This is a genomic window from Serratia sp. 2C06, assembly GCF_050037615.1.
Lineage (GTDB): Bacteria > Pseudomonadota > Gammaproteobacteria > Enterobacterales > Enterobacteriaceae > Serratia > Serratia ureilytica.
Map to the genome: position 1 here is coordinate 3,234,185 of NZ_CP188299.1, position 20,730 is coordinate 3,254,914.

26 protein-coding genes and 1 pseudogene are annotated in these 20,730 nt (G+C 58.1%); 13 read left to right on the forward strand and 14 right to left on the reverse strand.

Going from position 1 to position 20,730, the window contains the following annotated elements; all coding sequences use genetic code 11:
* Positions 1 to 53 precede the first annotated feature (53 nt).
* Both ACP3TA_RS16045 and ACP3TA_RS16050 read left to right on the forward strand, forming a co-directional pair.
* A complete protein-coding gene (locus ACP3TA_RS16045; RefSeq protein ID WP_033652064.1) occupies positions 54 to 506 on the forward strand; it encodes a GNAT family N-acetyltransferase in 453 nt (150 codons plus the stop codon).
* Between the two features lie 15 nt (positions 507 to 521).
* A complete protein-coding gene (locus ACP3TA_RS16050; protein WP_033642778.1) occupies positions 522 to 1,226 on the forward strand; it encodes a GNAT family N-acetyltransferase in 705 nt (234 codons plus the stop codon).
* A 51-nt stretch (positions 1,227 to 1,277) separates the two neighbouring features.
* Here ACP3TA_RS16050 and purB read toward each other — a convergent pair whose 3' ends face one another.
* On the reverse strand, positions 1,278 to 2,648 hold the full coding sequence (purB, locus tag ACP3TA_RS16055) for an adenylosuccinate lyase (protein WP_033642779.1): 1,371 nt from the start codon (positions 2,646 to 2,648) through the stop codon (positions 1,278 to 1,280).
* Positions 2,649 to 2,670: 22 nt separating this feature from the next.
* Complete coding sequence (gene hflD, locus ACP3TA_RS16060; RefSeq protein WP_033642780.1) at positions 2,671 to 3,297, reverse strand: high frequency lysogenization protein HflD; 627 nt, start codon at positions 3,295 to 3,297, stop codon at positions 2,671 to 2,673.
* A 331-nt stretch (positions 3,298 to 3,628) separates the two neighbouring features.
* Between hflD and kup the strand changes: the two genes are divergently transcribed.
* On the forward strand, positions 3,629 to 5,497 hold the full coding sequence (gene kup, locus ACP3TA_RS16065; protein ID WP_206195931.1) for a low affinity potassium transporter Kup: 1,869 nt from the start codon (positions 3,629 to 3,631) through the stop codon (positions 5,495 to 5,497).
* A 49-nt stretch (positions 5,498 to 5,546) separates the two neighbouring features.
* Here kup and mnmA read toward each other — a convergent pair whose 3' ends face one another.
* The 4 genes from mnmA to rluE all read right to left on the reverse strand — a co-directional run bounded on the left by mnmA (position 5,547) and on the right by rluE (position 8,197).
* Positions 5,547 to 6,647: a tRNA 2-thiouridine(34) synthase MnmA gene (gene mnmA, locus ACP3TA_RS16070; protein ID WP_060659632.1), complete on the reverse strand. Its 1,101-nt coding sequence runs from the start codon at positions 6,645 to 6,647 to the stop codon at positions 5,547 to 5,549.
* Between the two features lie 106 nt (positions 6,648 to 6,753).
* Positions 6,754 to 7,200: an NUDIX hydrolase gene (locus ACP3TA_RS16075; protein WP_060659631.1), complete on the reverse strand. Its 447-nt coding sequence runs from the start codon at positions 7,198 to 7,200 to the stop codon at positions 6,754 to 6,756.
* Between the two features lie 9 nt (positions 7,201 to 7,209).
* The gene (locus tag ACP3TA_RS16080; RefSeq protein WP_197821912.1) at positions 7,210 to 7,548 is read right to left on the reverse strand and encodes a lysozyme inhibitor LprI family protein; all 339 of its coding nucleotides are present in this window, start codon (positions 7,546 to 7,548) and stop codon (positions 7,210 to 7,212) included.
* Between the two features lie 22 nt (positions 7,549 to 7,570).
* A complete protein-coding gene (gene rluE, locus ACP3TA_RS16085) occupies positions 7,571 to 8,197 on the reverse strand; it encodes a 23S rRNA pseudouridine(2457) synthase RluE (RefSeq protein ID WP_060659629.1) in 627 nt (208 codons plus the stop codon).
* Positions 8,198 to 8,328: 131 nt separating this feature from the next.
* Here rluE and icd point away from each other — a divergent pair, with 131 nt between their 5' ends.
* The 3 genes and pseudogenes from icd (at position 8,329) to tnpA (ending at position 11,362) form a co-directional block, all read left to right on the forward strand.
* Positions 8,329 to 9,582, forward strand: a complete 1,254-nt coding sequence (icd, locus tag ACP3TA_RS16090; protein WP_015377612.1) for an NADP-dependent isocitrate dehydrogenase — start codon at positions 8,329 to 8,331, stop codon at positions 9,580 to 9,582.
* A 499-nt stretch (positions 9,583 to 10,081) separates the two neighbouring features.
* Entirely contained in the window at positions 10,082 to 10,642 is a 561-nt protein-coding gene (locus tag ACP3TA_RS16095) for a zinc ribbon domain-containing protein (RefSeq protein ID WP_052133794.1), read from the forward strand.
* Positions 10,643 to 10,955: 313 nt separating this feature from the next.
* Positions 10,956 to 11,362: pseudogene (tnpA, locus tag ACP3TA_RS16100) on the forward strand (IS200/IS605 family transposase).
* A 109-nt stretch (positions 11,363 to 11,471) separates the two neighbouring features.
* On the opposite strand, the gene uspF reads toward tnpA, so the two are convergent.
* The 3 genes from uspF to ACP3TA_RS16115 form a co-directional block, all read right to left on the reverse strand.
* Entirely contained in the window at positions 11,472 to 11,927 is a 456-nt protein-coding gene (gene uspF / locus ACP3TA_RS16105) for a universal stress protein UspF (RefSeq protein WP_206195930.1), read from the reverse strand.
* Positions 11,928 to 12,144: 217 nt separating this feature from the next.
* Positions 12,145 to 12,372, reverse strand: coding sequence for a YgdI/YgdR family lipoprotein (locus ACP3TA_RS16110; RefSeq protein ID WP_019454813.1), 228 nt, complete (start codon positions 12,370 to 12,372; stop codon positions 12,145 to 12,147).
* Between the two features lie 12 nt (positions 12,373 to 12,384).
* Entirely contained in the window at positions 12,385 to 12,618 is a 234-nt protein-coding gene (locus ACP3TA_RS16115) for a YgdI/YgdR family lipoprotein (RefSeq protein WP_033642785.1), read from the reverse strand.
* A 362-nt stretch (positions 12,619 to 12,980) separates the two neighbouring features.
* Between ACP3TA_RS16115 and tolA the strand changes: the two genes are divergently transcribed.
* A complete protein-coding gene (tolA, locus tag ACP3TA_RS16120) occupies positions 12,981 to 13,418 on the forward strand; it encodes a cell envelope integrity protein TolA (protein WP_047026247.1) in 438 nt (145 codons plus the stop codon).
* Positions 13,419 to 13,575: 157 nt separating this feature from the next.
* On the opposite strand, the gene ACP3TA_RS16125 is transcribed toward tolA, so the two are convergent.
* Entirely contained in the window at positions 13,576 to 13,866 is a 291-nt protein-coding gene (locus ACP3TA_RS16125; RefSeq protein WP_004941220.1) for a hypothetical protein, read from the reverse strand.
* Between the two features lie 145 nt (positions 13,867 to 14,011).
* On the opposite strand from ACP3TA_RS16125, the gene ACP3TA_RS16130 reads away from it, so the two are divergent.
* The gene (locus tag ACP3TA_RS16130) at positions 14,012 to 14,431 is read left to right on the forward strand and encodes a GNAT family N-acetyltransferase (RefSeq protein WP_206195929.1); all 420 of its coding nucleotides are present in this window, start codon (positions 14,012 to 14,014) and stop codon (positions 14,429 to 14,431) included.
* Here the strand turns inward: ACP3TA_RS16130 and ACP3TA_RS16135 are convergent.
* Together ACP3TA_RS16135 and ACP3TA_RS16140 are read right to left on the reverse strand one after the other, a co-directional pair.
* Positions 14,428 to 14,640, reverse strand: a complete 213-nt coding sequence (locus tag ACP3TA_RS16135) for a hypothetical protein (protein WP_033652077.1) — start codon at positions 14,638 to 14,640, stop codon at positions 14,428 to 14,430. The genes ACP3TA_RS16130 and ACP3TA_RS16135 overlap by 4 nt on opposite strands.
* 92 nt (positions 14,641 to 14,732) lie before the next feature.
* The gene (locus ACP3TA_RS16140) at positions 14,733 to 15,848 is read right to left on the reverse strand and encodes an AI-2E family transporter (protein ID WP_122004146.1); all 1,116 of its coding nucleotides are present in this window, start codon (positions 15,846 to 15,848) and stop codon (positions 14,733 to 14,735) included.
* Between the two features lie 295 nt (positions 15,849 to 16,143).
* On the opposite strand from ACP3TA_RS16140, the gene ACP3TA_RS16145 reads away from it, so the two are divergent.
* The gene (locus ACP3TA_RS16145) at positions 16,144 to 16,281 is read left to right on the forward strand and encodes a hypothetical protein (protein ID WP_016928056.1); all 138 of its coding nucleotides are present in this window, start codon (positions 16,144 to 16,146) and stop codon (positions 16,279 to 16,281) included.
* Between the two features lie 79 nt (positions 16,282 to 16,360).
* Here the strand turns inward: ACP3TA_RS16145 and ACP3TA_RS16150 are convergent, their stop codons facing one another.
* Positions 16,361 to 17,572: a CynX/NimT family MFS transporter gene (locus ACP3TA_RS16150; RefSeq protein ID WP_122004147.1), complete on the reverse strand. Its 1,212-nt coding sequence runs from the start codon at positions 17,570 to 17,572 to the stop codon at positions 16,361 to 16,363.
* 231 nt (positions 17,573 to 17,803) lie between these two features.
* Here ACP3TA_RS16150 and ACP3TA_RS16155 point away from each other — a divergent pair, with 231 nt between their 5' ends.
* Entirely contained in the window at positions 17,804 to 18,262 is a 459-nt protein-coding gene (locus tag ACP3TA_RS16155) for a hypothetical protein (protein ID WP_060660813.1), read from the forward strand.
* Between the two features lie 99 nt (positions 18,263 to 18,361).
* Positions 18,362 to 18,778, forward strand: a complete 417-nt coding sequence (locus ACP3TA_RS16160) for a DUF2000 domain-containing protein (protein ID WP_033642793.1) — start codon at positions 18,362 to 18,364, stop codon at positions 18,776 to 18,778.
* A gap of 12 nt (positions 18,779 to 18,790) precedes the next feature.
* Here the strand turns inward: ACP3TA_RS16160 and ACP3TA_RS16165 are convergent, their stop codons facing one another.
* The gene (locus ACP3TA_RS16165) at positions 18,791 to 19,141 is read right to left on the reverse strand and encodes a GFA family protein (RefSeq protein ID WP_033642794.1); all 351 of its coding nucleotides are present in this window, start codon (positions 19,139 to 19,141) and stop codon (positions 18,791 to 18,793) included.
* A 141-nt stretch (positions 19,142 to 19,282) separates the two neighbouring features.
* Here ACP3TA_RS16165 and ACP3TA_RS16170 point away from each other — a divergent pair, with 141 nt between their 5' ends.
* Together ACP3TA_RS16170 and ACP3TA_RS16175 are read left to right on the forward strand one after the other, a co-directional pair.
* Positions 19,283 to 19,492 carry a hypothetical protein gene (locus ACP3TA_RS16170; protein ID WP_004941260.1) on the forward strand — a complete coding sequence of 70 codons (210 nt, stop codon included), beginning with the start codon at positions 19,283 to 19,285 and terminating at the stop codon, positions 19,490 to 19,492.
* Between the two features lie 152 nt (positions 19,493 to 19,644).
* Positions 19,645 to 20,718, forward strand: coding sequence for an SMP-30/gluconolactonase/LRE family protein (locus ACP3TA_RS16175; protein ID WP_060660812.1), 1,074 nt, complete (start codon positions 19,645 to 19,647; stop codon positions 20,716 to 20,718).
* Positions 20,719 to 20,730: the final 12 nt, after the last annotated feature.

Consider the following 20,730-nt stretch of genomic DNA (forward strand, 5'->3'; position numbering starts at 1 on the left):
CGCTATTCGGTTATTTCCCTAATGGAAATAATATCTTAACCCCGTGAGGTGCTATGAACCCATCAAATCGTGAAGTGACTATCCGCAGAATCAATGGCGACGACAGAGCGCAATGGCTGGCGTTGTGGCAGGGCTATCTCGACTTCTACCGCGCCGACGTGGCGCCGCAGGTGACCGATCGCACCTTCGAACGGTTGGGGCAGGATGAACAGGTGTACGGGCTGGTGGCGGAGGATGCCGACGGCCGGCTGCTGGGGCTGATGAACCTGGTATTCCATCCGTCCACCTGGAGCGCGGTGGGCTATTGTTATATCGAAGATCTTTATGTGTCGCCGCAGGCGCGCGGCCATAAAGTGTCGGAAAAACTGTTCGAACAGGCGTATCGGCTGGCGGAGGCGCGCGGCAGCGATCGGGTCTATTGGATGACTCAGGAGTACAACGCGCCGGCGCGTTCGCTGTACGACAAAATCGGCAGAAGAAGTTCGTTTATCGTTTATACCCGTTAACCGCAGGAGGCGCGTATGGCAATGAATCGTTATGGTCAGCCGATTGGCGAACCGATGCCGGATTGGCAGCCGGCTCGCCGCCCGGGCGGCGCAACGCTCGGCGGGCGTTTCTGTTCACTGGCGCCGCTCGAGCCGCAGCGGGATTACGCCGCGCTGTACGATGCTTTCCAGCTGGCGCCGGACGGCCGCGACTGGACCTATCTGTCTATCGAACGGCCCGATACGCCGGCGGCGATGCTGCAGCATCTGGAGACGCTGCAGGCCAACCCGACGCTGGTCAACCTGACGGTGTTCGACGCCGCCAGCGACGCGCCGGTGGGGACGGTGGCGCTGATGCGCATCGACGAGGCCAACGGCGTGCTGGAGATCGGCCACGTCAGCTGGTCGCCGTTGATGAAACAGCGCTCCAGCGCCACCGAAGCCATCGCGCTGCTGCTGCGCTACGCCTTTGATACGCTGGGCTACCGCCGCTGCGAATGGAAGTGCGACAGCCACAACGCGCCGTCGCGCCAGGCCGCGCTGCGCTTTGGTTTCCGTTACGAGGGCAACTTCCGCTTTGCGGTGATCGTCAAGGGGCGCAGCCGGGATACCGACTGGTTCGCCATCACCGCTGACCGTTGGCCGACGGTGCGGCAGGCGCTGGCGCGTTGGCTGAGTGCCGAGAACTTCGATGCGCAGGGGCGGCAGATAGCCCGGCTGCAGGTGTTGCGCGGCGAATAATAAGCAACAAGGCGGCCCGCGGGCCGCCTTGTCGTTGTGGGTCTAACGCGCTTACTTCAGCTCGTCGACCAGGGTGGTGGCGCGGCCGATGTAGTTGGCCGGGGTCATCGCCTTCAGACGGGTTTTCTCTTCTTCCGGCAGCGCCAGACCGTCGATGAACGCCTGCATGCCGGCGGCGTCCACGCGCTTGCCGCGGGTCAGCTCTTTCAGCTTCTCGTAAGGCTTCTCGATGCCGTAACGGCGCATCACGGTCTGGATCGGTTCGGCCAGCACTTCCCAGTTGTGATCCAGTTCGTCCAGCAGGTGCGCCTGGTTCACTTCCAGCTTGCTGATGCCCTTCAGGGTGGCCTGATAGGCGATCAGCGCATAGCCCAGGCCCACGCCCAGGTTACGCAGCACGGTGGAGTCGGTCAGGTCACGCTGCCAGCGGGAGACCGGCAGTTTGCCCGCCAGGTGGCCCAGCACGGCGTTGGCCAGGCCCAGGTTGCCTTCGGAGTTTTCGAAGTCGATCGGATTGACCTTGTGCGGCATGGTGGAGGAGCCGATTTCCCCGGCGATGGTCTTCTGCTTGAAGTGGTTCAGGGCGATGTAGCCCCAGATGTCGCGGTCGAAGTCGATCAGAATGGTGTTGAAACGCGCTACGCAGTCGAACAGCTCAGCGATGTAGTCATGCGGTTCGATCTGGGTGGTGTACGGGTTCCAGGTGACGCCGAGCGAGGTCACGAACGCTTCGCTGAACTGATGCCAGTCCACTTCCGGGTAGGCGACGATGTGGGCGTTGTAGTTGCCGACCGCGCCGTTGATTTTACCCATGATCTCCACACGCTCCAGCTGGCGGTACTGGCGCTCCATGCGGTAAGCCACGTTGGCGAACTCTTTGCCGACGGTCGACGGCGTAGCCGGCTGGCCGTGGGTGCGCGACAGCAGCGGGATATCGCGGTATTCCAGCGCCAGCCCTTTCAGCGCATCGATGATTTTACGCCAGTAAGGCAGCACCACGTCCTGACGAGCGCTTTGCAGCATCAGCGCGTGCGACAGGTTGTTAATGTCTTCGGAGGTGCAGGCGAAGTGGATGAACTCGGACACCGCGTGCAGCGCAGGCACCGCCGCCACTTTTTCCTTCAGGAAATACTCGACCGCTTTCACGTCGTGGTTGGTGGTGCGCTCGATGGTTTTGATGCGCTGAGCGTCTTCTTCGTTGAATTCAGCGACGATTTTGTCGAGGAAAGCGTTTGCGTCGGCGTCAAAAGCGGGAACTTCCTTGATTTCTGCGCAGGCGGCCAGTTTTTGCAGCCAACGTACTTCAACCTGTACGCGGAATTTCAGCAGACCGTATTCGCTGAAAATGGGGCGCAGTGCGCTGACTTTATCACCGTAGCGTCCATCAACGGGGGAAACGGCGGTCAGTGAGGATAATTCCATCGGTAGCAACTCCTGGGATCGATTAACAATGAGCAACGATATTTTGCGCCTGCTTGAACAGACGATTACGGGAAAACATTAACTGCAGGCGGCTGCCGCCGACCTGTTGCCACAGCACGGCGGCGCGAATGCCGGCCAGCAGCGTGGCGCGAACTTTGGCCTGCACCTGCGGGTTCTGCAAGATCGCCGGTGAGCCGGTCACCTGGATGCGCGGCCCGAGCGGGCTGACCACGTCGACATAAATGCCGGCCAGCGCGCTGATGATGGTGTCCGACTCAAGATCGAAGTGCGCCAGCTGGCGCTCGAGTTGGCCGAGGCGTTCGCCGAGCGTGTTCATCGCCTGTTTGTTGGCGTTGAGCTTGCGCTCCAGCACCATCAGGCTGATGGTGTAGCGGGTCAGTTCCGCGCCCGGCCCTTTGTTGTTGGCGTTAAGCACGCCCATCAGGGTTTCGAGGCCGACCATCAAATTGCGCTCCTCGCCGCCGAACACCGCCAGCGTAGAGGGTGGGTCCATCTGCAGCAGGCTTTTCAGCGAGGTGTGAAACGCTTCGCGGTCGCATTGCCCTTCATGGGCCAATTGCTGAACCAAACGCGCCGACTGGCTGATACCCGCCATGGCCAGCGTGATGTCATAATAATTCTTCGCCACGATGACTCCTGTAAACGCGGTGAACGGTACATGGCTTACTGTATAAGGTTGTGCGTATCGCCAGGGTAACGGCGGCGGCCGCGAACGGTAACGATCGGGCGTGGCTGTAACAACGATGACAACGAATGCCGCGGATCATGCCATAAAATTGAGGGTAAACCCAGCGTCTAATACGCCTGTGGCGAGGCGGATGCGCCGTGCGGCGCAGAACTGCGCAAATAGACGGCGAAAATCGCCGGTGGCGCGGCACGAACTTATTGTTGCGGCGGCAAATAAAGTGCGGCGGCTGCATCTATACTGCCAACGTGACCCCTCAAATAAAGACCTTTATATGCACGTAAAAAACAAGCAGCCGCTGCCGGCGGTGACGCTGGCGGCCATCGGCGTGGTGTACGGCGATATCGGCACCAGCCCGCTGTATACCCTGCGCGAATGCCTGACGGCGGAAGAAGGGATCACCCTGACGCCGACGTCGATCTACGGCTTTCTGTCATTGATTTTCTGGCTGTTGACGCTGGTGGTGTCGATCAAATACGTCTGCTTCGTGATGCGTGCCGACAACGACGGTGAAGGGGGAATTCTGACGCTGATGTCGCTGGCGATCCGCAAGCTGGATGCGCGCTGGGTGCCGGCGGCGGTGCTGGTCGGGCTGGTGGGCGGCAGCTTCTTTTATGGCGATGGGGTGATTACCCCGGCCATTTCGGTGCTCTCGGCTATCGAAGGCCTGCAGATTATTGCCCCCGAGCTGGACAGCTTTATCGTGCCGCTGTCGCTGCTGGTGTTGACCGCGCTGTTCGCGATCCAGAAACACGGCACCGGCAGCGTCGGCAAACTGTTCGCCCCGGCGATGGTCATCTGGTTCCTGACGCTGGCGCTGCTCGGCATCGGCGGCATTTTGCATCACCCCGGCGTGCTGCGGGCGCTGAACCCTTACTGGGCGGTGAATTTCTTCCTCGAGTACAAGGCCGTGTCGTTCTTCGCGCTGGGCATGGTGGTGCTGTCGGTCACCGGCGCCGAAGCGCTGTACGCCGACATGGGCCACTTCGGCAAAAAACCGATCCGCCTGGCGTGGTTTACGCTGGTGGCGCCGGCGCTGGTGCTGAACTACTTCGGCCAGGGGGCGCTGCTGTTGGCCAACCCGGCGGCGATCAATAACCCGTTCTTCCTGCTGGCGCCCACCTGGGCGCTGATCCCGCTGCTGGTGATCGCCACGTTGGCGACGGTGATCGCCTCGCAGGCGGTGATCTCCGGCGTCTTCTCCCTGACGCGCCAGGCGGTGCGGCTGGGCTACCTGCCGCCGATGCGCATCATCTATACCTCCGATCAGGAGTCCGGGCAGATCTACATTCCGGTGGTGAACTGGCTGTTGTTCGCGGCGGTGTTGATCGTGATTATCAGTTTTAAACACTCCAGCAACCTGGCCTCGGCTTACGGCATCGTGGTGACCGGCACCATGCTGCTGTCGTCGATTTTGCTGAGCATCGTGGCGGTGAAAAACTGGGGCTGGCCGCGCTATCTGGGTGGGCTGATGCTGCTTGCCATGCTGTGCATCGACGTGCCGCTGTTCGGCGCCAACCTGATCAAACTGGCGACCGGCGGCTGGCTGCCGGTGGCGCTGGGGTTGATCATTCTGCTGATCATGCTGACCTGGAAGACCGAGCGCTCGCGCCTGATCCGCCGGCTGCGCGACAACCAGGAAGGGCTGACCGCGCTGATCGAGTCGCTGGAGAAGGCGCCGCCGAAGCGGGTGCCGGGCACCGCGGTGTTTATGGAGCGCACGCCGCATGCGGTGCCGCTGGTGCTGCTGCATAACCTGAAGCACAACAAGGTGTTGCATGAGCGCGTGGTGCTGCTGACTATCGTGACTACCGACATGCCGTATGTGCACAACGTGCAGCGGGTGGCGATCGAACAGCTGTCGACGAGCTTTTGGCGGGTGGTGGCGAGCTACGGCTGGCGCGAAACGCCCAACGTGACGGATATCCTTTATCGCTGCGGCCTGGAGGGGATGAGTTTCACCATGAACGAGACCTCGTTCTTCATGTCGCGCGATACGCTGGTATTAGGCGAGCGTCCCTGGTATCTGCGCGTGCGCGGCAAGGTGTTCCAGCTGTTGCAGCGCAACGCGCTGCGGGCGCCGGATCTGTTCGAAATCCCGCCGAATCGGGTGATTGAACTGGGGGCACAGGTGGAATTTTGAATAAAAAAACGCTGCGGTAACGCAGCGTTTTTCTTGGGCGGCAGGCGAATTACGCCAGGCGCTGTTCGATGATGCCGCCGCCGAGGCAGATTTCGCCCTGGTAGAACACCGCCGACTGGCCGGGGGTGACGGCGGAGACCGGCTCGTCGAAACGCACTTCAATGCGTTCGTCGTCGAGCGGGGTCACGGTGCAAGGGATGTCCTGCTGGCGATAGCGGGTCTTCACCGTACAGCGGAACGGGCCGGTCAGCGGCAGACGATCCACCCAGTGCAACTGCTGTGCGATAAGGCCGATGGACATCAGGCGCGGGTGATCGTGCCCCTGCGCAACCACCAGCACGTTGTTGGCCACGTCTTTATCCACCACGTACCACGGATCTTCGCTGCTGTCTTTCATGCCGCCGATGCCCAGCCCTTTGCGCTGGCCCAGGGTGTGATACATCAGGCCCTGGTGTTCGCCGACGGTCTGGCCGTCGACGCTGACGATCGGGCCCGGTTGCGCCGGCAGGTAGCGGCCGAGGAAGTCGCGGAACTTGCGCTCGCCGATAAAACAGATGCCGGTGGAGTCTTTCTTCTTGGCGGTGACCAGCTCCAGCTGCTCGGCGATGCGGCGCACCTCCGGCTTCTCCAGCTCCCCGACCGGGAACAGGCTTTGCGCCACCTGCTCGTGGCTCAGGGTGTAGAGGAAGTAGCTCTGATCTTTGTTGCCGTCGACGCCGCGCAGCAGGCGGCTCTTGCCGTCCACGTCCTGGCGGCGCACGTAGTGGCCGGTGGCGATAAAATCAGCCCCCAGATCTTCGGCGGCGAATTCCAGGAAGGCTTTGAATTTGATCTCTTTATTGCACAGGATGTCCGGGTTCGGCGTGCGGCCGGCCTTGTACTCTTCCAGGAACAGCTCAAACACGTTGTCCCAGTATTCCGCCGCAAAATTCACCGTGTGCAGTTCGATGCCCAGCTTGTCACAGACCGCTTGCGCATCGGCCAGATCGGTTGCGGCGGAGCAGTACTCTTCGTCGTCGTCTTCTTCCCAGTTCTTCATGAACAGCCCAGCGACCTGATAGCCCTGTTGCTGTAACAGATAGGCGGTAACGGAGGAGTCGACGCCGCCGGACATACCGACGATTACTTTTTTCTGGCTGTTGTCTGACATGGGGATCTCACGAACTTGAACACGAACCGTGCTGATAAAAACAAGCGCAGGATTTTACCACGTTGGCCGCGTTGGCGCACTGGTCATCTTGTGCTACCCAGCGCCCTTAAAACGGCCAGGCGAAGCTGCCGATCAGCGACAGCGGATAGCGCTCCGGCTGCTGGTAGCTGCGAATGCTCTCCGCCACCAGTGCGGAACGCAGGTTGGGCGCCTGCAAAATCTCGTCGGCGCTCAGCCACAGGCAGCGATCGATGTCGCTGTCGTGCGGCTCGGTCGGCAGCGGCTGTTCCAGCTCGATAACGAAGCAAAAACGCAGAAACGGCGTGCGATCCGGCGCGATCCACTGGTGCAGGCGCAGGAACGCCTGCGGCGTGGCGCGGATGCCGGTCTCTTCCCACAGCTCGCGCTCGGCGGCCTGCACCAGCGTCTCGTCGGCCTCCAGGTGGCCGGCCGGCTGGTTCCACAGCGCTTTGCCGTTGATGGTCTCTTCGACCACCAAAAATTTGCCGGCGGCGTGCACCACGCAGGCCACGGTAACGTGCGGTTTGAACATGCGGTCTCCTTACAGCGGTTTGTCGATGCGCCGGTAGATGTCGTCCAGCTCGGCGATGCGGGTGCGGTAACTTTGCAGCAGGCAGGCGGTATCGCCGCCGCACCGCTGGCGTTTTGCCAGCCAGGCCTGCTGGCTGTCCTGCATCGCGCCGCGCGCGCCCATGGCGAACAGGCCGCGCAGGAATTGGTACTTGGTGGCCATTTGCACATCCAAATCGTTCAGCGTGCGGTTGGCGCAGATGGCTTGCTCATCGCGGTTTGCCGCCTTGGCGCAGTCGAAGCTGGCGGCCTGGGTGGCGAACGGGGCCGCCAGAGCGGCGAGCAGCAGGGCGATCGGCGTGGATTTCATGGCGTCTCCATCAGTTATCGGTCTACAGGGAATCGATGGTTTTCCATTCACCAGGCTGCAGTGAACCCAGCGAAAGATTACCCATACTGTAGCGAATCAGCCGCAGGGTAGGGAACCCGATATGCGCCGTCATGCGACGCACCTGGCGGTTTCGCCCTTCGAACAGGGTGATTTTCAGCCAACGGGTGGGGATGGATTTACGTTCGCGGATCGGCGGGTTGCGCGGCCACAGCCACTGCGGCTCGGCCACCAGCTCCACCCCGGCGGGCAGCGTGGGGCCGTCTTTCAGCGTGACGCCGCAGCGCAATGGCGCCAGATCGCTCTCCTGCGGCGCGCCCTCGACCTGCACATAATAGATTTTGCCGGTGCGCTTGCCCGGCTGGGTGAGCTGCGCCTGCAGCTGGCCGTCGTTGGTCAGCACCAGCAGCCCCTCGCTGTCGCGATCCAGGCGCCCGGCGGCGTAAACGTCGGGGAAGGGGATGTACTCTTTCAGCGTGGCGCGGCCCGCTTCGTCGGTGAACTGCGGCAGCACGTCGAAGGGCTTGTTGAATAACACAATTCGGCGCGGCCCTTTCGGCGCGGCAGGTTTGGCGGCATTCGGCTTGCTGAATCGTTTAACGTTGTGATTTCTAACAGAGAATTTTTTCATAACAGTTGAGATTACGGATGATAAGCGCATTATAACCGAATCCGTTTCGGATTGGCGCGGACCGAATATTCAAGTAGTATCTACACGCATCTTACAAAGCATTAACAAAATTGCGCTTGAAGGAGAGGTTGATGGAAAGCAAAGTAGTTGTTCCGGCAGAAGGTAAAAAAATCACGGTTGACGCCCAGGGTAAACTGGTTGTTCCTCATAACCCGATCATCCCGTTCATCGAAGGCGACGGCATCGGCGTTGACGTGACTCCTGCCATGATCCACGTGGTTGATGCGGCCGTTAAAAAGGCTTACCACGGCGAACGTAAAATCTCCTGGATGGAAATCTACACCGGCGAAAAATCTACCCACGTTTACGGTAAAGACGTGTGGCTGCCGGACGAAACTCTGGACCTGATCCGCGACTACCGCGTCGCCATCAAAGGCCCCCTGACCACCCCGGTCGGCGGCGGCATCCGTTCTCTGAACGTGGCCCTGCGCCAGCAGTTGGACCTGTACGTGTGCCTGCGCCCGGTGCGTTACTACCAGGGCACCCCAAGCCCGGTTAAACAGCCTGAGCTGACCGACATGGTGATCTTCCGCGAAAACGCCGAAGACATCTACGCCGGCATCGAGTGGAAAGCCGGCTCCGCCGAAGCGGACAAAGTGATCAAATTCCTGCGCGACGAAATGGGCGTGAAGAAAATCCGCTTCCCAGAGCAGTGCGGTATCGGCGTGAAGCCATGCTCCGAGGAAGGGACCAAGCGTCTGGTGCGTGCGGCGATCGAATACGCCATCACCAACGATCGTGACTCCGTGACCCTGGTTCACAAAGGCAACATCATGAAGTTCACCGAAGGTGCCTTCAAGGATTGGGGCTATGAGCTGGCGCGCGAAGAGTTCGGCGGCGAGCTGATCGACGGCGGCCCATGGCTGAAGATCAAGAACCCGAACACCGGCAAAGAGATCGTGGTTAAAGACGTGATCGCCGACGCCTTCCTGCAGCAGATCCTGCTGCGCCCGGCGGAATACGACGTGATCGCCTGTATGAACCTGAACGGCGACTACATCTCCGACGCCCTGGCGGCCCAGGTAGGCGGCATCGGTATCGCACCGGGCGCCAACATCGGCTCCGACTGCGCGCTGTTCGAAGCCACTCACGGCACCGCGCCGAAGTACGCCGGCCAGGACAAGGTGAACCCAGGCTCCATCATCCTGTCCGCAGAGATGATGCTGCGTCACATGGGGTGGTTCGAAGCGGCTGACCTGATCGTTAAAGGCATGGAAGGCGCCATCGCCGCCAAGACCGTGACCTATGACTTCGAACGCCTGATGGAAGGCGCTAAACTGCTGAAATGTTCAGAGTTTGGCGACGCTATCGTTAAACACATGTAAGTGTGTTCAGCGCTTGAATGAGAGCGGGAGCCTTAGGGCTCCCGTTTTTTTTATTGTTCCAATTGCATGGGTTATTACGCTGCCGCAATCTGGCGCCGGAGCCAACAGAGCTGGGCTGTTATGCAATTGCGCGAGATTGATTTCAGCACGAACAAGGGGTCGAGTTACCTCATTATTCCCGGACAGACGGCTGATGGAATCGTGGTGAAAACCTCTACATGGCACGCTGTGCGGAGGCTGGATTTGTGCTGATCTCACGAAAGTTGCTGATCGGCGACGTCATCATAATCTCAGTGAGAACGGATGAACTGAACCATGCTGGTGTGTACTCGCTGGTGGCGTGATGCTCCATCACATGTGCGGTCAGCTAAGTAATCGTGTCCCTTACGAGTGATATTGGCAAGAACGAACGATCACGATTTTGCGTTTTAACGGGTGAACTTCTTAACTTCAACTGTTAACATCAAAGGGGATTACTATTCTATAGGAAAAGGATTAAATGAGAGAGTTTGGGTTTTTATTGCTGGCAGTAGGTGTCGTTTGGCTGCTGATAGCTTTTAACATGGACACCTATGTTTTTACTGGCTATGGTGAACGTGTCAATAACATTGGTTTGATCGCATCTAAACAGAATCACTTGCTGATATCATCAGTTATTTCTATTTGCGCCATTTTGATGATCATCTTTGGGAAATCGTCGTCTAAGGCAACCAATGTATATGTAAAATGCCCGTTCTGTGCTGAAGAAATAAATCCTGAAGCAATAAAATGCAAGCATTGCGGTAGTGATGTATCGGTTCAGTTGAAAGTACAGAAAGAAAACAAGTTCTCATTTTATGGATTTGATCATAACTTATTGCTATCAGAAGATGATAGCCCATCACTAAATGACAGTGAAGTGATGGAATTAGCCAATAAAATCAAGTCAATATCAAAGTCAAATCGTGATTCTTATATTTTTGGCGAGCATCAATCAAATATCACATACATTAAATACAAACTCCCTAAAGCTGTTCAAGACGAGTTTGTAAAAAGATTAAAATACTGGCTTGCTAAATAAAAATTATTCCTCAAGAAAGCCGCGCTATGCGCGGTTTTTTTATGGGGTGGGTATGCCTTTTAAGATTCCTGAAATTAAATGCATTTGTCTCTAAGGTATTCTGAAAGCGGGAGCGGGGAGAGTTTACCGTTTATTCTCCGGACGTCCACTTTAAACATTAAAAGCCCTTGCTGCAATTCTACCTGATTTCCAAAAATTTATGCTGGAAAGCTGGGGGGAGGGGAGGGATTATTCTTGGGAGGATCTAGTCTGAAGGAAACCCATGCCGGAATATTCCAGCTTACTCACCACAAGTAAGCTGGAAATTACCAATATGGGTTTATTCAGGAGTTCATCACATGTGTTCTGTCGTTGCAAATACCACCAAGTCTGGACGCCGAAGTATCGATTTCAAATACTTTGCGACAAGGTGGGGAAAGAGCTCTATTGAACAATTTACATCCTCTGCAACATGAAGGTCTGTGAGGTTTTGGAGCTAAATATTCACCAACTCACGAGCATTTGTCCCATCGAAGCTATCGACTTATACGTTGATGGATGTCCTAAAAGGACGCAGTGCAATCCGCCTTTACAGTCGTTTTCTGCACATACGCAAGAAGCTGTGAGGCAACCATTTTTGGGCAAGGGAATACGGTAAGGGTAAACGAGGAAATTATCAGACGATACGTAAAGCATCAGGATGAGAAAGACCAGGAGATCGAGCAGCAGATGGAGTTGTAGCAGGATTAACTCGAATATTGCCCCCTTTTAGGGGGCTTCGTGTAAAGCCACCTCCGCAGGAGGTGGCCTTTGACTGTCTACTGTCCGAATGCAAAGGTATCGGACAAGATCACCGCGCGGCGTTAGCCGATTCACGCACGACCAGCACCGGGCAATTGGCGTGGCGCACTACCGCGGTGGCATTCGAGCCGAGGAGGTAAGTCATTGCAGAAGGGCGGTTGGAACCCATCACAATAATCTCCGCGTTAAGCGCATCAGCGAGTTCCAGGATCTGATCTTTGGGATCGCCGACGGCGACATGCGTGGTCACTCGATCCTCGGGAACGCTGAATTGTTTTGCCGCTTTTGTCAGTCCCTCGGTCGCTAGCGCAATGGTTTCATCTTTGGTTTCTATCGCCGCTGTGGCGGCAAAGCCGAAAGCGGCGTAGGTGGCGCGTGACGGGATCACCGCCAGGAAATGGACGTGGGAGTCTTCGAGCCTGGCGAGCGCGTTGACATGCGGGATTACCTGCTGTGTTAATTCCGGCTCGGTAATATCCACGGGAACCAAGATAGTTTTATACATACTCCCTCCTTATCATTATCAAATAACTCCACTTTCTGGATTATAGCTGCTTGATGCAGGGAAAGGAGAGATCCCTATGGCAAACCTGAGAATGTTGGTGCTGAAATGTCAGGTGGTTATCGACGTTCTCGTTAAACGCGGCTAGGAGCGTTTGGTGTTTGAGTAGAAAGGGAGCCATCGGCTCCCTTGGTTTTAGCTGGCTGAGATGATCGGAACCTTAATGCGGGATCTCTGAAACCTCTTTAACTTCCGTCTTGTTGATTTGCTGTTTGACGCCATTGGCATCGGTATACCCGATCAACCCGGCAGAGGTTTCTTTCGGTTTGCCGTCACTGATGATCGTTCTGCCATCGTGGGTATGAATAGCGTAGCTGGTGCGTGTGCAGCCTGACAGTGCGGCGATGGCTACCAGGGCGATCGCGGGAAGAACAAGCGCTTTTTTCATTTGAAGCTCCTTTTAGTTATTCAACTCACTCATGTTTGCAATCTGGTCTCGATTGATCTGTTCCGTTTTGCCCGTTTCAGCATTTCGATAGGAGACCAATCCGGTATCTTTATCGATCTGGGGCTTGCCGTCGGTAACAATGGTTTTACCGTCCGTCGTTTTGATCGCCTGATTGGAAGCGCAGCCCACCAGGGACATCAATGCTGTTGCCGCCAGCAGCGCGGCAAAGGGGCGTTTGCTTTTCATACCTACCATCCTGGTTACTTAAACAAATTTAATATCAGGAAAGTAAGTATAGGCAGATTTTCCAGATTGCCAGGGTTGAAAGCGCTTCTAATGGGATAAAAAATTAAGAATAACTTAATTTATTGATGGAGTGATTACTCGTTCGGATAACAAGGTTATCGATAGGTCAGGGTGTTCAGCTGTACGCCCCGCCTGGGGCGCTATGGCTTCATGTCATCATCGGCCCACGATTCTCCGCATGCCGATGCTTGATACTCGCAATGTCTCTGGCGGTTTGGCGTTAATTCTGTATAAGTATGCGCCGGGGATCTTGTCGAATACCACGTTGATTTTGGCTGATAGTCATCCATAAGGACAGGGATATGAAAATCACGCATTCAGGCTTTAAAACCGGCGCCGCCACATTATTGGCGGCGATGCTCGCGCTGGCATTAACGGGGTGTGCCAAGAGCACCGCCCCCAGCCAAACCGATCCGGTGAATAAAGAGGTTGACGATCTTTTCGCCAACCTTGGCAACCCAAAGGCGCCGGGAAAAGAGAAAGAACACTATATCGCCCAGTTGCAGGCCGCGATTCAAAGCCATTTGAAAGATGCCGAAGCCTACTCAGGCAAGCGTTGCACATTGAGCATCAAGCTGGCGCCGGACGGTATGCTGATCAGCATTCGGGCTGAACAAGGGGAACCGGAACTTTGCCAGGCCGCGATCAAAGCAATCGCCAATGCGCGTCTGCCTAAGCCGCCAACGACCGCGGTTTACGAAGCGGTCAAAAGCAGCACGTTGGAATTTCGCCCGCAGTGAAAATAAACGGCACTGCGATGCCAGACAATTAAACCAAAGTCACAGGCCGTATTTTCATGCGGCCTGTGAGTATTGGGTTGTGCAATATTTCGTATAGCGCTTCCTCATGCTAAAGCCCGTTTTTTCGGCATTATTTCACGGCATGTGGCGCCACTCTCTACCGATACATCATCGCGCTCACGCGCTCGCTTCGGTCTTTAAAACCGTTGCTGCGCATCGTTACCACATAGTAGCGATAGTGGTGTTTCTGTGCGTATTCGCGCACCAGATCTTCGGCGAACAGGCCGCTGAAGGTGACGGTGGTGACGAACGTCAGCCCTTTCACTTCGTAGGTGCCGATCTCTTGCGGGGTGCCGATATACGGCGGCGGGAACACGGTTTTGTGGAACTGGCAGCCCGCCAGCAGCAGGGTAAACAGCAGGGCGGCGGGTATTTGCGGTATGCTCATCGGGAAAAGCTTTCCTTCCTTGGCGTGTGTTTTAGTAACTCTATAATAGGATTACAAAATTCGGCGGGGATGTAAAAATTATCCCGCTTCGGTTGCCGTTTCGTTGAAGCGGTGTCGCCGTATCCATCAGCATGAGGATTAAAACATGTTTGTTCGCCAGGCCACCGACAGCGATGCCGCAGCCCTGATCGCCCTCGACAGCGTCGCCGAACACGAACCGCAGCGCGCGGCGCAGATCCGCGCCTGGTGCGGGCAGGGGGATTGCTATCTTGCCGAGGAACAGGACGTGGTGATGGGATACGGTGTGCTGCACTATCACTTCTTCGGCTGCGGCTTTATCGAGATGCTGATGGTCGGCGAGCGCTATCGCCGCCGGGGCGTCGGGCAGGCGTTGATTACGGCATTGAAGTCCCATTGCCGACACCCGAAGCTGTTCACTTCCACCAATCGTTCCAACCTGCCGATGCAGCGGCTGCTGCTGAACGCCGGGTTTGTCGCCAGCGGCCAAATTGACAATCTCGATGACGGCGATCCGGAGCAGGTCTTTTTCATCCCGCTGCGCTAATACAGCCGGACATCCACCGCCTGCTGTTGCAGCCAGGTGCTGACGTAGCCATAAGCGGCATAGAAGGCCAGCAGCGCGAAGATCAGCACGGAAAGCGAGGCCAAAAATTTGACGTCGCCCTGCTTCGAAAGCTGGTAAGCGCAAGAGATAAAGGCCAGCAGGCACAGCAGGGTGAAGGCGATGGCCAGCGTGGCGTAGAGAATAAGCATAACGAAACCCGTTCTTCCTTGTGAGCGCGGCAAGGATACCACAGACAAAAAAGGGGCCCAAACGGGCCCCGGTGCGATACGGCGCGAGAGGTTTACTCCGCCGCGTCGGGATGATTCTTGCCTTCTTCGATGAATTCTTCGTCGATCTCTTCGATGTTTTCCTTGCTGTCGCGGCCGGACAGGATGTTCCAGCAGGCGATGAACAGCGCGGCGATCAATGGCCCGATGACGAAGCCGTTAATGCCGTAAATCTCCATGCCACCCAGGGTGGAGATCAGGATCAGGTAGTCCGGCATTTTGGTGTCTTTGCCTACCAGCAGCGGGCGCAGAATGTTGTCCACCAGGCCGATTACGACCACGAAGAACACCACCAGGAAGATGCCTTTCCACAGCATGCCGGTGGCGAAGAAGTAGATCACCGCCGGCACCCAGATGATGGCGGAGCCCACGGCGGGGATGATCGACAAGAACGCCATCAGCGCGCCCCACAGCAAGCTGCCGTCGATGCCGGTAAAGTAAAACGCCAGCCCGCCGAGCGCGCCTTGCACCACGGCGACCACCACCGTGCCCTTGACGGTGGCGCGGGAGACGGCGGCGAACTTCACGAACAGGTGGTGCTTCACGTGCTGTGAGAGCGGCAGCGCTTCGAGCGCCAGGTTCACCAGATACGGGCCGTCTTTCAGCAGGAAGAACAGCAGGTAGAGCATCACGCCGAAGCCGACGACGAAATTGAAGGTGCCTTTGCCGATCAGGAACACGCTGCCCGCCAGGTATTGCCCGCCCTTGAGCGCCACCTCGGAAAGTTGTTTTTGGATCTCGGCGGCGCTGTTGAGGTTATGTTCCGCCAGGAAGCGCTGCGCCCAGCCGGGCAGATGACGCATGAAGTCCGCCAGCATGGTCGGCAATTGGCTGTTGTTGGTCTGCAGCTTGGTGTAAATCATGTTGAATTCCATCGCCAGCGATGAGGCGATGATCGCTAACGGCGTGAACACGATCAGGCAGATCAGCGCCACCGTCAGCAGCGACACCACGCCGTTGCGTTCGCCGACGTACTGCTTCAACTTCTTTTTCACCGGATGGAAAATCACCGCCAGAATAACCGCCCACAGCACCGAGGAGTAATAAGGCCCCAGCACGTCGAGAAAGGCGGCGGTAACGATGAACAGGATCAGAATAAAGAATCCCTTGGAAATGCCTCTAGACATCATAGTCGTCCCTCAAAAGATGAATTTTCAGCATAGATGAACTGAATGAAAACAACACTATCATTACCTTTGCTTATCCGGTAGGGGATTTTTAACGGCTTATTCCATAGGGTTACTAAGGGGAAAGGAGGGCACCGCGCGAGGCTCAGGCAGCGACGCAAGGAAAGAAAGAACGCTAAATAGTTAACAAAATTTATTGATTGTGTTTCATTTTGTGTGTTGCGCTTGCCGCCTGCGCCAGGCTTTCCTAGTGTTGATGAGGGCGGCCGTTCGCCCGATACCACGCAGGAGTATGCAAATGACAGAACACAAACGACTTGCCGTTATCGAAAAGGCATTACTGATCGCTTTCGCCGGTCTGCTGATTTATCTTGTTGCGACCGGCGCCTTGTCATTGTCGGGCCTGGATCATCACTGGCCTTATCCTTCACGATAAGCACGCGCCCGCACCAGGGAATATTCAGCACCGCTAATAATAAATAGAACCCCCTTTCTCATTATTGCTTATTGCGCCATTACACCGCATTGCGCGGCCCGCGGCGAAAAATCAGCGCCAATCCCGCCCCTGACACCGCCGCCGCCAGCACCAGCCAAGTCGGCGCCGCCCAACCGGCCGCGGCCACGATGGCGCTCAGCGCGACCGGGCCGATCACCTGGCCGAGGTAGTTCCCCTGCATCACCAACCCCAGACTCAGCGGCAGCAGCGTGGGCTCTGGCGTCGCCGCCGGCGTGGCGGCCAGAAGCGTCGCGGGCAGCATGCCGGCGATGGCGCAGAACAGGAAGCATAGCGGGATCAGCAGGCCATTGGGCGTCATCGGCAGGAAAATGCCGATGCCAAAGATGCCGATAACCAGGCTGGTGGCCGCGAGCAGGCTCCCGGCCCGCAGACCGCGCGACAGCAAGAACCCGGCGGCGAGATTGCCGAGGATATTGACGGCCACCGCCGCCGCGCTGATGCCGCCGGCGGCCGCCAGCGTCAGACCGATGCGCTGCATCAGAAAGATCGGTAAAAAGGTCATCACCGAGAAAAACTGCAGGTTATAAGCGGTGAACATCAGCGCCAGCAACAGCGGCTGGCGCGCCCGCAGCATCGCGCCCAGCGCTTGCCGCAGCGGCAACGGCGGAGCGTGCGCGTCGGCGGCGCGGCGCGGCGTGGTCAGCGGCAGCAGCAGCGCGGCCAGCAGCGTCAGCGCCGCACCGGCCTGCCAGTTCTGTTGCCAGCCCGCCAGGTGAGGGCCGAAAAACAGCGAAATGGCGATGCCCGCCGGCATGAAAGTGCTCCAGATGCCGAACACCAGGCTGCGCTGCGCCGGGGCGACGATGCGGTTCAGCACCGCCGGCGAGGCGACCACCACGATGACGAAGCCGAGGCCTTCGACAAAGCGGCTGACGATCAAGCCGCTGAAGTCGTGCAGCGTGGCGCCGGTAAAGCTGGCGGCGCTGACGATCAGCAATCCCAGCGCCAGCAGCCGCCGATCGCCCCAGCGGCGCACCAGCAGCCCGGCGGCGATGCCGCCGAACACCCCGACGAAAGGAAACGCCGAGATGACCCAGCTTAGCGTCTCCAGTGAACGGCCAAACTCGGCCTGCAGCGCCGGCAAGGCAATGGTGGCCTTGCCCACGTGCAGCGCCGCGGCGATGCCGGCGAACAGCACATTGATGACGGCTAGCCAGGGCGTGGCGGCGGGGGAAACGCGGTCAATGGCGTCCGGTTTAATGGCGGTCATAACACTCTCCAGTGGCGGTAACGCCATCACTATGTGCTCTTGCAACGGCTGAGGTCGTTCAAATGCTGCGCTATCACGCGGGGAAATTATTCATTTCGAGCTTTATTGATTGCGCGCCTTCGTTGTTTGGTTTGCCAGCGTGCCGCCCGGCGTGGACGCTCGCCTCCCTTCAGCGGTTTACTGTTCCGACACGCAGCAGGCGTGTTGTATTCATTTTATAAGGAGCAGTGTATGTCAGAGATGATGAACGAGAGTGGGGCGCCGGCCATTGAATGGAGCTATGGCGGCCGGGGTGATGATATCAGCAGCAGTCTGAGCCTCGACACGGTCGAGGAGCAGCCGCAGGGTTTCTTGATGACGGTCGATCGGCCGGTGCAGATCTTTAAAGACGCGCTGTCGCCGATGATGGCCTTTGTCACGCTGCTGCGCCCGCTGTACGCCAAGACGGGCGAGGGCTTCCAGTACGTGCCGGTTTCCAATCCCTGGACCGACGTGCAGCGCCTGCCGGCCAGCGCAGGTTATCTGGGCGTGCAGGTCAACGCCGGGCTGTTCTTCCACGGCGCCAAGCCGACGCACTATAAAGATCGCGACGGCCAGATGAAGCCGATCGACGGCGGTACCCTTTTGCAGAACATCACCGTGCTGCATCAGGTGGCGCAGCCGCTCGGCCCGGGTGAAGGCGCCGTCTGAGTCGGCTGCGTTATCACGGGGGCCGGACGCGGCCCCTTATCGCGCCTTGAAACCGCGTGCAGGTTGGGTAAAACTGGCTGCCTATTCAAGGAGAAGAGCATGTACAGCGACAACGAGAAAAAGTTTTATATCATCCTCAACCGCAATCACGAACCGGCCACGCTGTTTAACGCCTCCTGCCATCTGACGGCAGGCATCACCGATCTTATCGAGCAGCGCGAGTTTCACCATTATCCGAGCAGCCTCGACGGCGTCAGCGCCAATATGAGCCACTATCCGATCGTGATCCTGCAGGCCAAGAACAGTAGCCAGCTCAGCAACCTGATTCTGAAGTGCAAGGAAGAGGGCGTGTTGGCCAACTTCTTCACCACCACTATGCTGTCGCACTCCGCCGAGCAGCAGATCGCCGACACCGCCAATACCCCCTACGAGCAGTTGGACTTCGTAGCGGTAGCGCTCTACGGCGACACTGAACAGCTTAAGCCGCTCACCAAGAAGTTCTCCGTCTACCGCTGAAAACGCGGAATCTCAGACGCTGGCGCCGTCGTAGGTGTGGATCTGCAACGCATCCAGCGCGACGTCAGGCACGCAGCGCAGGTTAACGGCGCACATCGCGGCGCCGTCCGGCGCGGTGCCGTAGGCGAAGGGCTGGGCTCCGCAGACTCGGCAGAACTGATGGCGGATCCTGTGGTGATTGAAAGTGTAAGTGCTGAGCTGGTCCTGACCGCTGTTGAGCGTGAAAGCGCTGATGGGGAAGAACGACAGCAGCAGCCCTTTGCGGCGGCAAATCGAACAGTTGCAGCTGAGGGCTTCGGTCGGCAGTTCGGCGTCTACGGAGAAGGTGACGGCGCCGCAGTGGCAGCTTCCCTGGAATGACATGGCGGTGATCCTGTGGCAGGAGGGCGGGTTTGCCCAGTATAGTGCAATTTATCGCCATTCGGCCGCGCCGGGCGCGGTTTCCTTAATAAATGCGCGGTTTTCTGGTAGGTTAAGGTTTAACGTCATCAAAAGGAGATCGCGATGTTAGAGCATTACTATCCGGCAAACATGGGCGCCGAACCGGTCACGGACGAACAGCACAAGCGGCTGGTGGCGGTGCAGGCGGCGCTGGAGCTTATCAAGGCTACGCTGTCAGACACCAACGATGGCAACGGTGTGGATTTCCAGCTGAAGGCGGCGGAGAAGCACATCGGCCCGATGGCCGACGCTATTCAGGAAGCCCTGAAGTAACGGTTCGCCGTCACGTCAACCGCCCATATCGGGCGGTTTTTTTTGCGCCGATTACTGCGATTTTTTTAGCGGCGTATTGCCTTTTTCCCGGCTGGTGCCGCCGGCGGCGCGACGCTACCCTAGCGATCCGACTCCTCATCAGGTGCACGCCCATGTTTCCCTTCCGCGTATTCTCTTTGTTATTGCCGCAACGTCGGTGCGCTGCCCGGCTGGCCGGCATCGCACTGTTCATCGGCGGCGTTGTGCAGGCGCACGCGACGCAACGCATCGACTTTTCGCCGGATCCCGCCGGCGCTTACCCAGAGGGCGTCGCCTGGAATGCGCGCGCCGGCGCGTTTTTGGTGTCTTCCCTGCGCGGCGGGCAACTTGGCCTGGTTTATCCCGATGGCCGCTATCGGCGTTTTTCCACCGGCAAGGGACTGATTACCACCTCCGGCATGCTGGTGGACACCGAGCGCAACCGGGTGCTGGTGTGCAATGAAGACGTAGGGGTGTCCCTCCACTCTTCGCCCGGCACGCGCAATCGCGTGGCGCAGGTGTTGGAATTTCGTCTCGATACCGGTGCGCTGCAGCAGGTGTACGATCTGTCTTCGTTAAGCCGTGGGCCGACGCTCGCCAACGATCTGGCGCTCGATGCGCAGGGCAATATCTACGTCACCGACAGCTTCCAGCCGCAGATTTACAAGATCGACCGGGCAACGCGCCAGGTGTCGATCCTGGTGCGCTCATCGCTTCTGCTGCCCGCCGACGCGCCTGCGGCTGCGCAGGGCACGCAACCTTATCTCAACGGCATCGTGTATCACCCGGATGGCTACCTGATCGCGGCGGACTACACCCGCGGGCTGCTGTGGAAGGTGACGCTGGATAACACGCCTGCGATAAGTGAAATCAGGCTGCCGCATCGGCTGAAAGGGCCGGACGGGCTGCGGCTCAAAAACGCCAACGAATTGGTGATCGTACAGTCTTATCCGGGGAGAACAGGGGGCATGTCCGGTGACGTGTCGCTGCTCTCCTCGACGGACGGCTGGGCCAGCGCGCATATCGTCGCCGTCGCCGCGCCGCCGGGGCTGGATGGGCCGACTGGCGCCGCGCTGCGCGATGGCGAGGTGTGGGTGGTCAACTCGCGTTACCCCAAACTTTTTGCCGACGTCGCTCAGGCGGAAAGCGTCAAGCGCTTCAGCATCGTCAAGGTGGCGTTCGCACCGCCCGCAGCGGATGGCCGCTGAGCGACGGCGGTT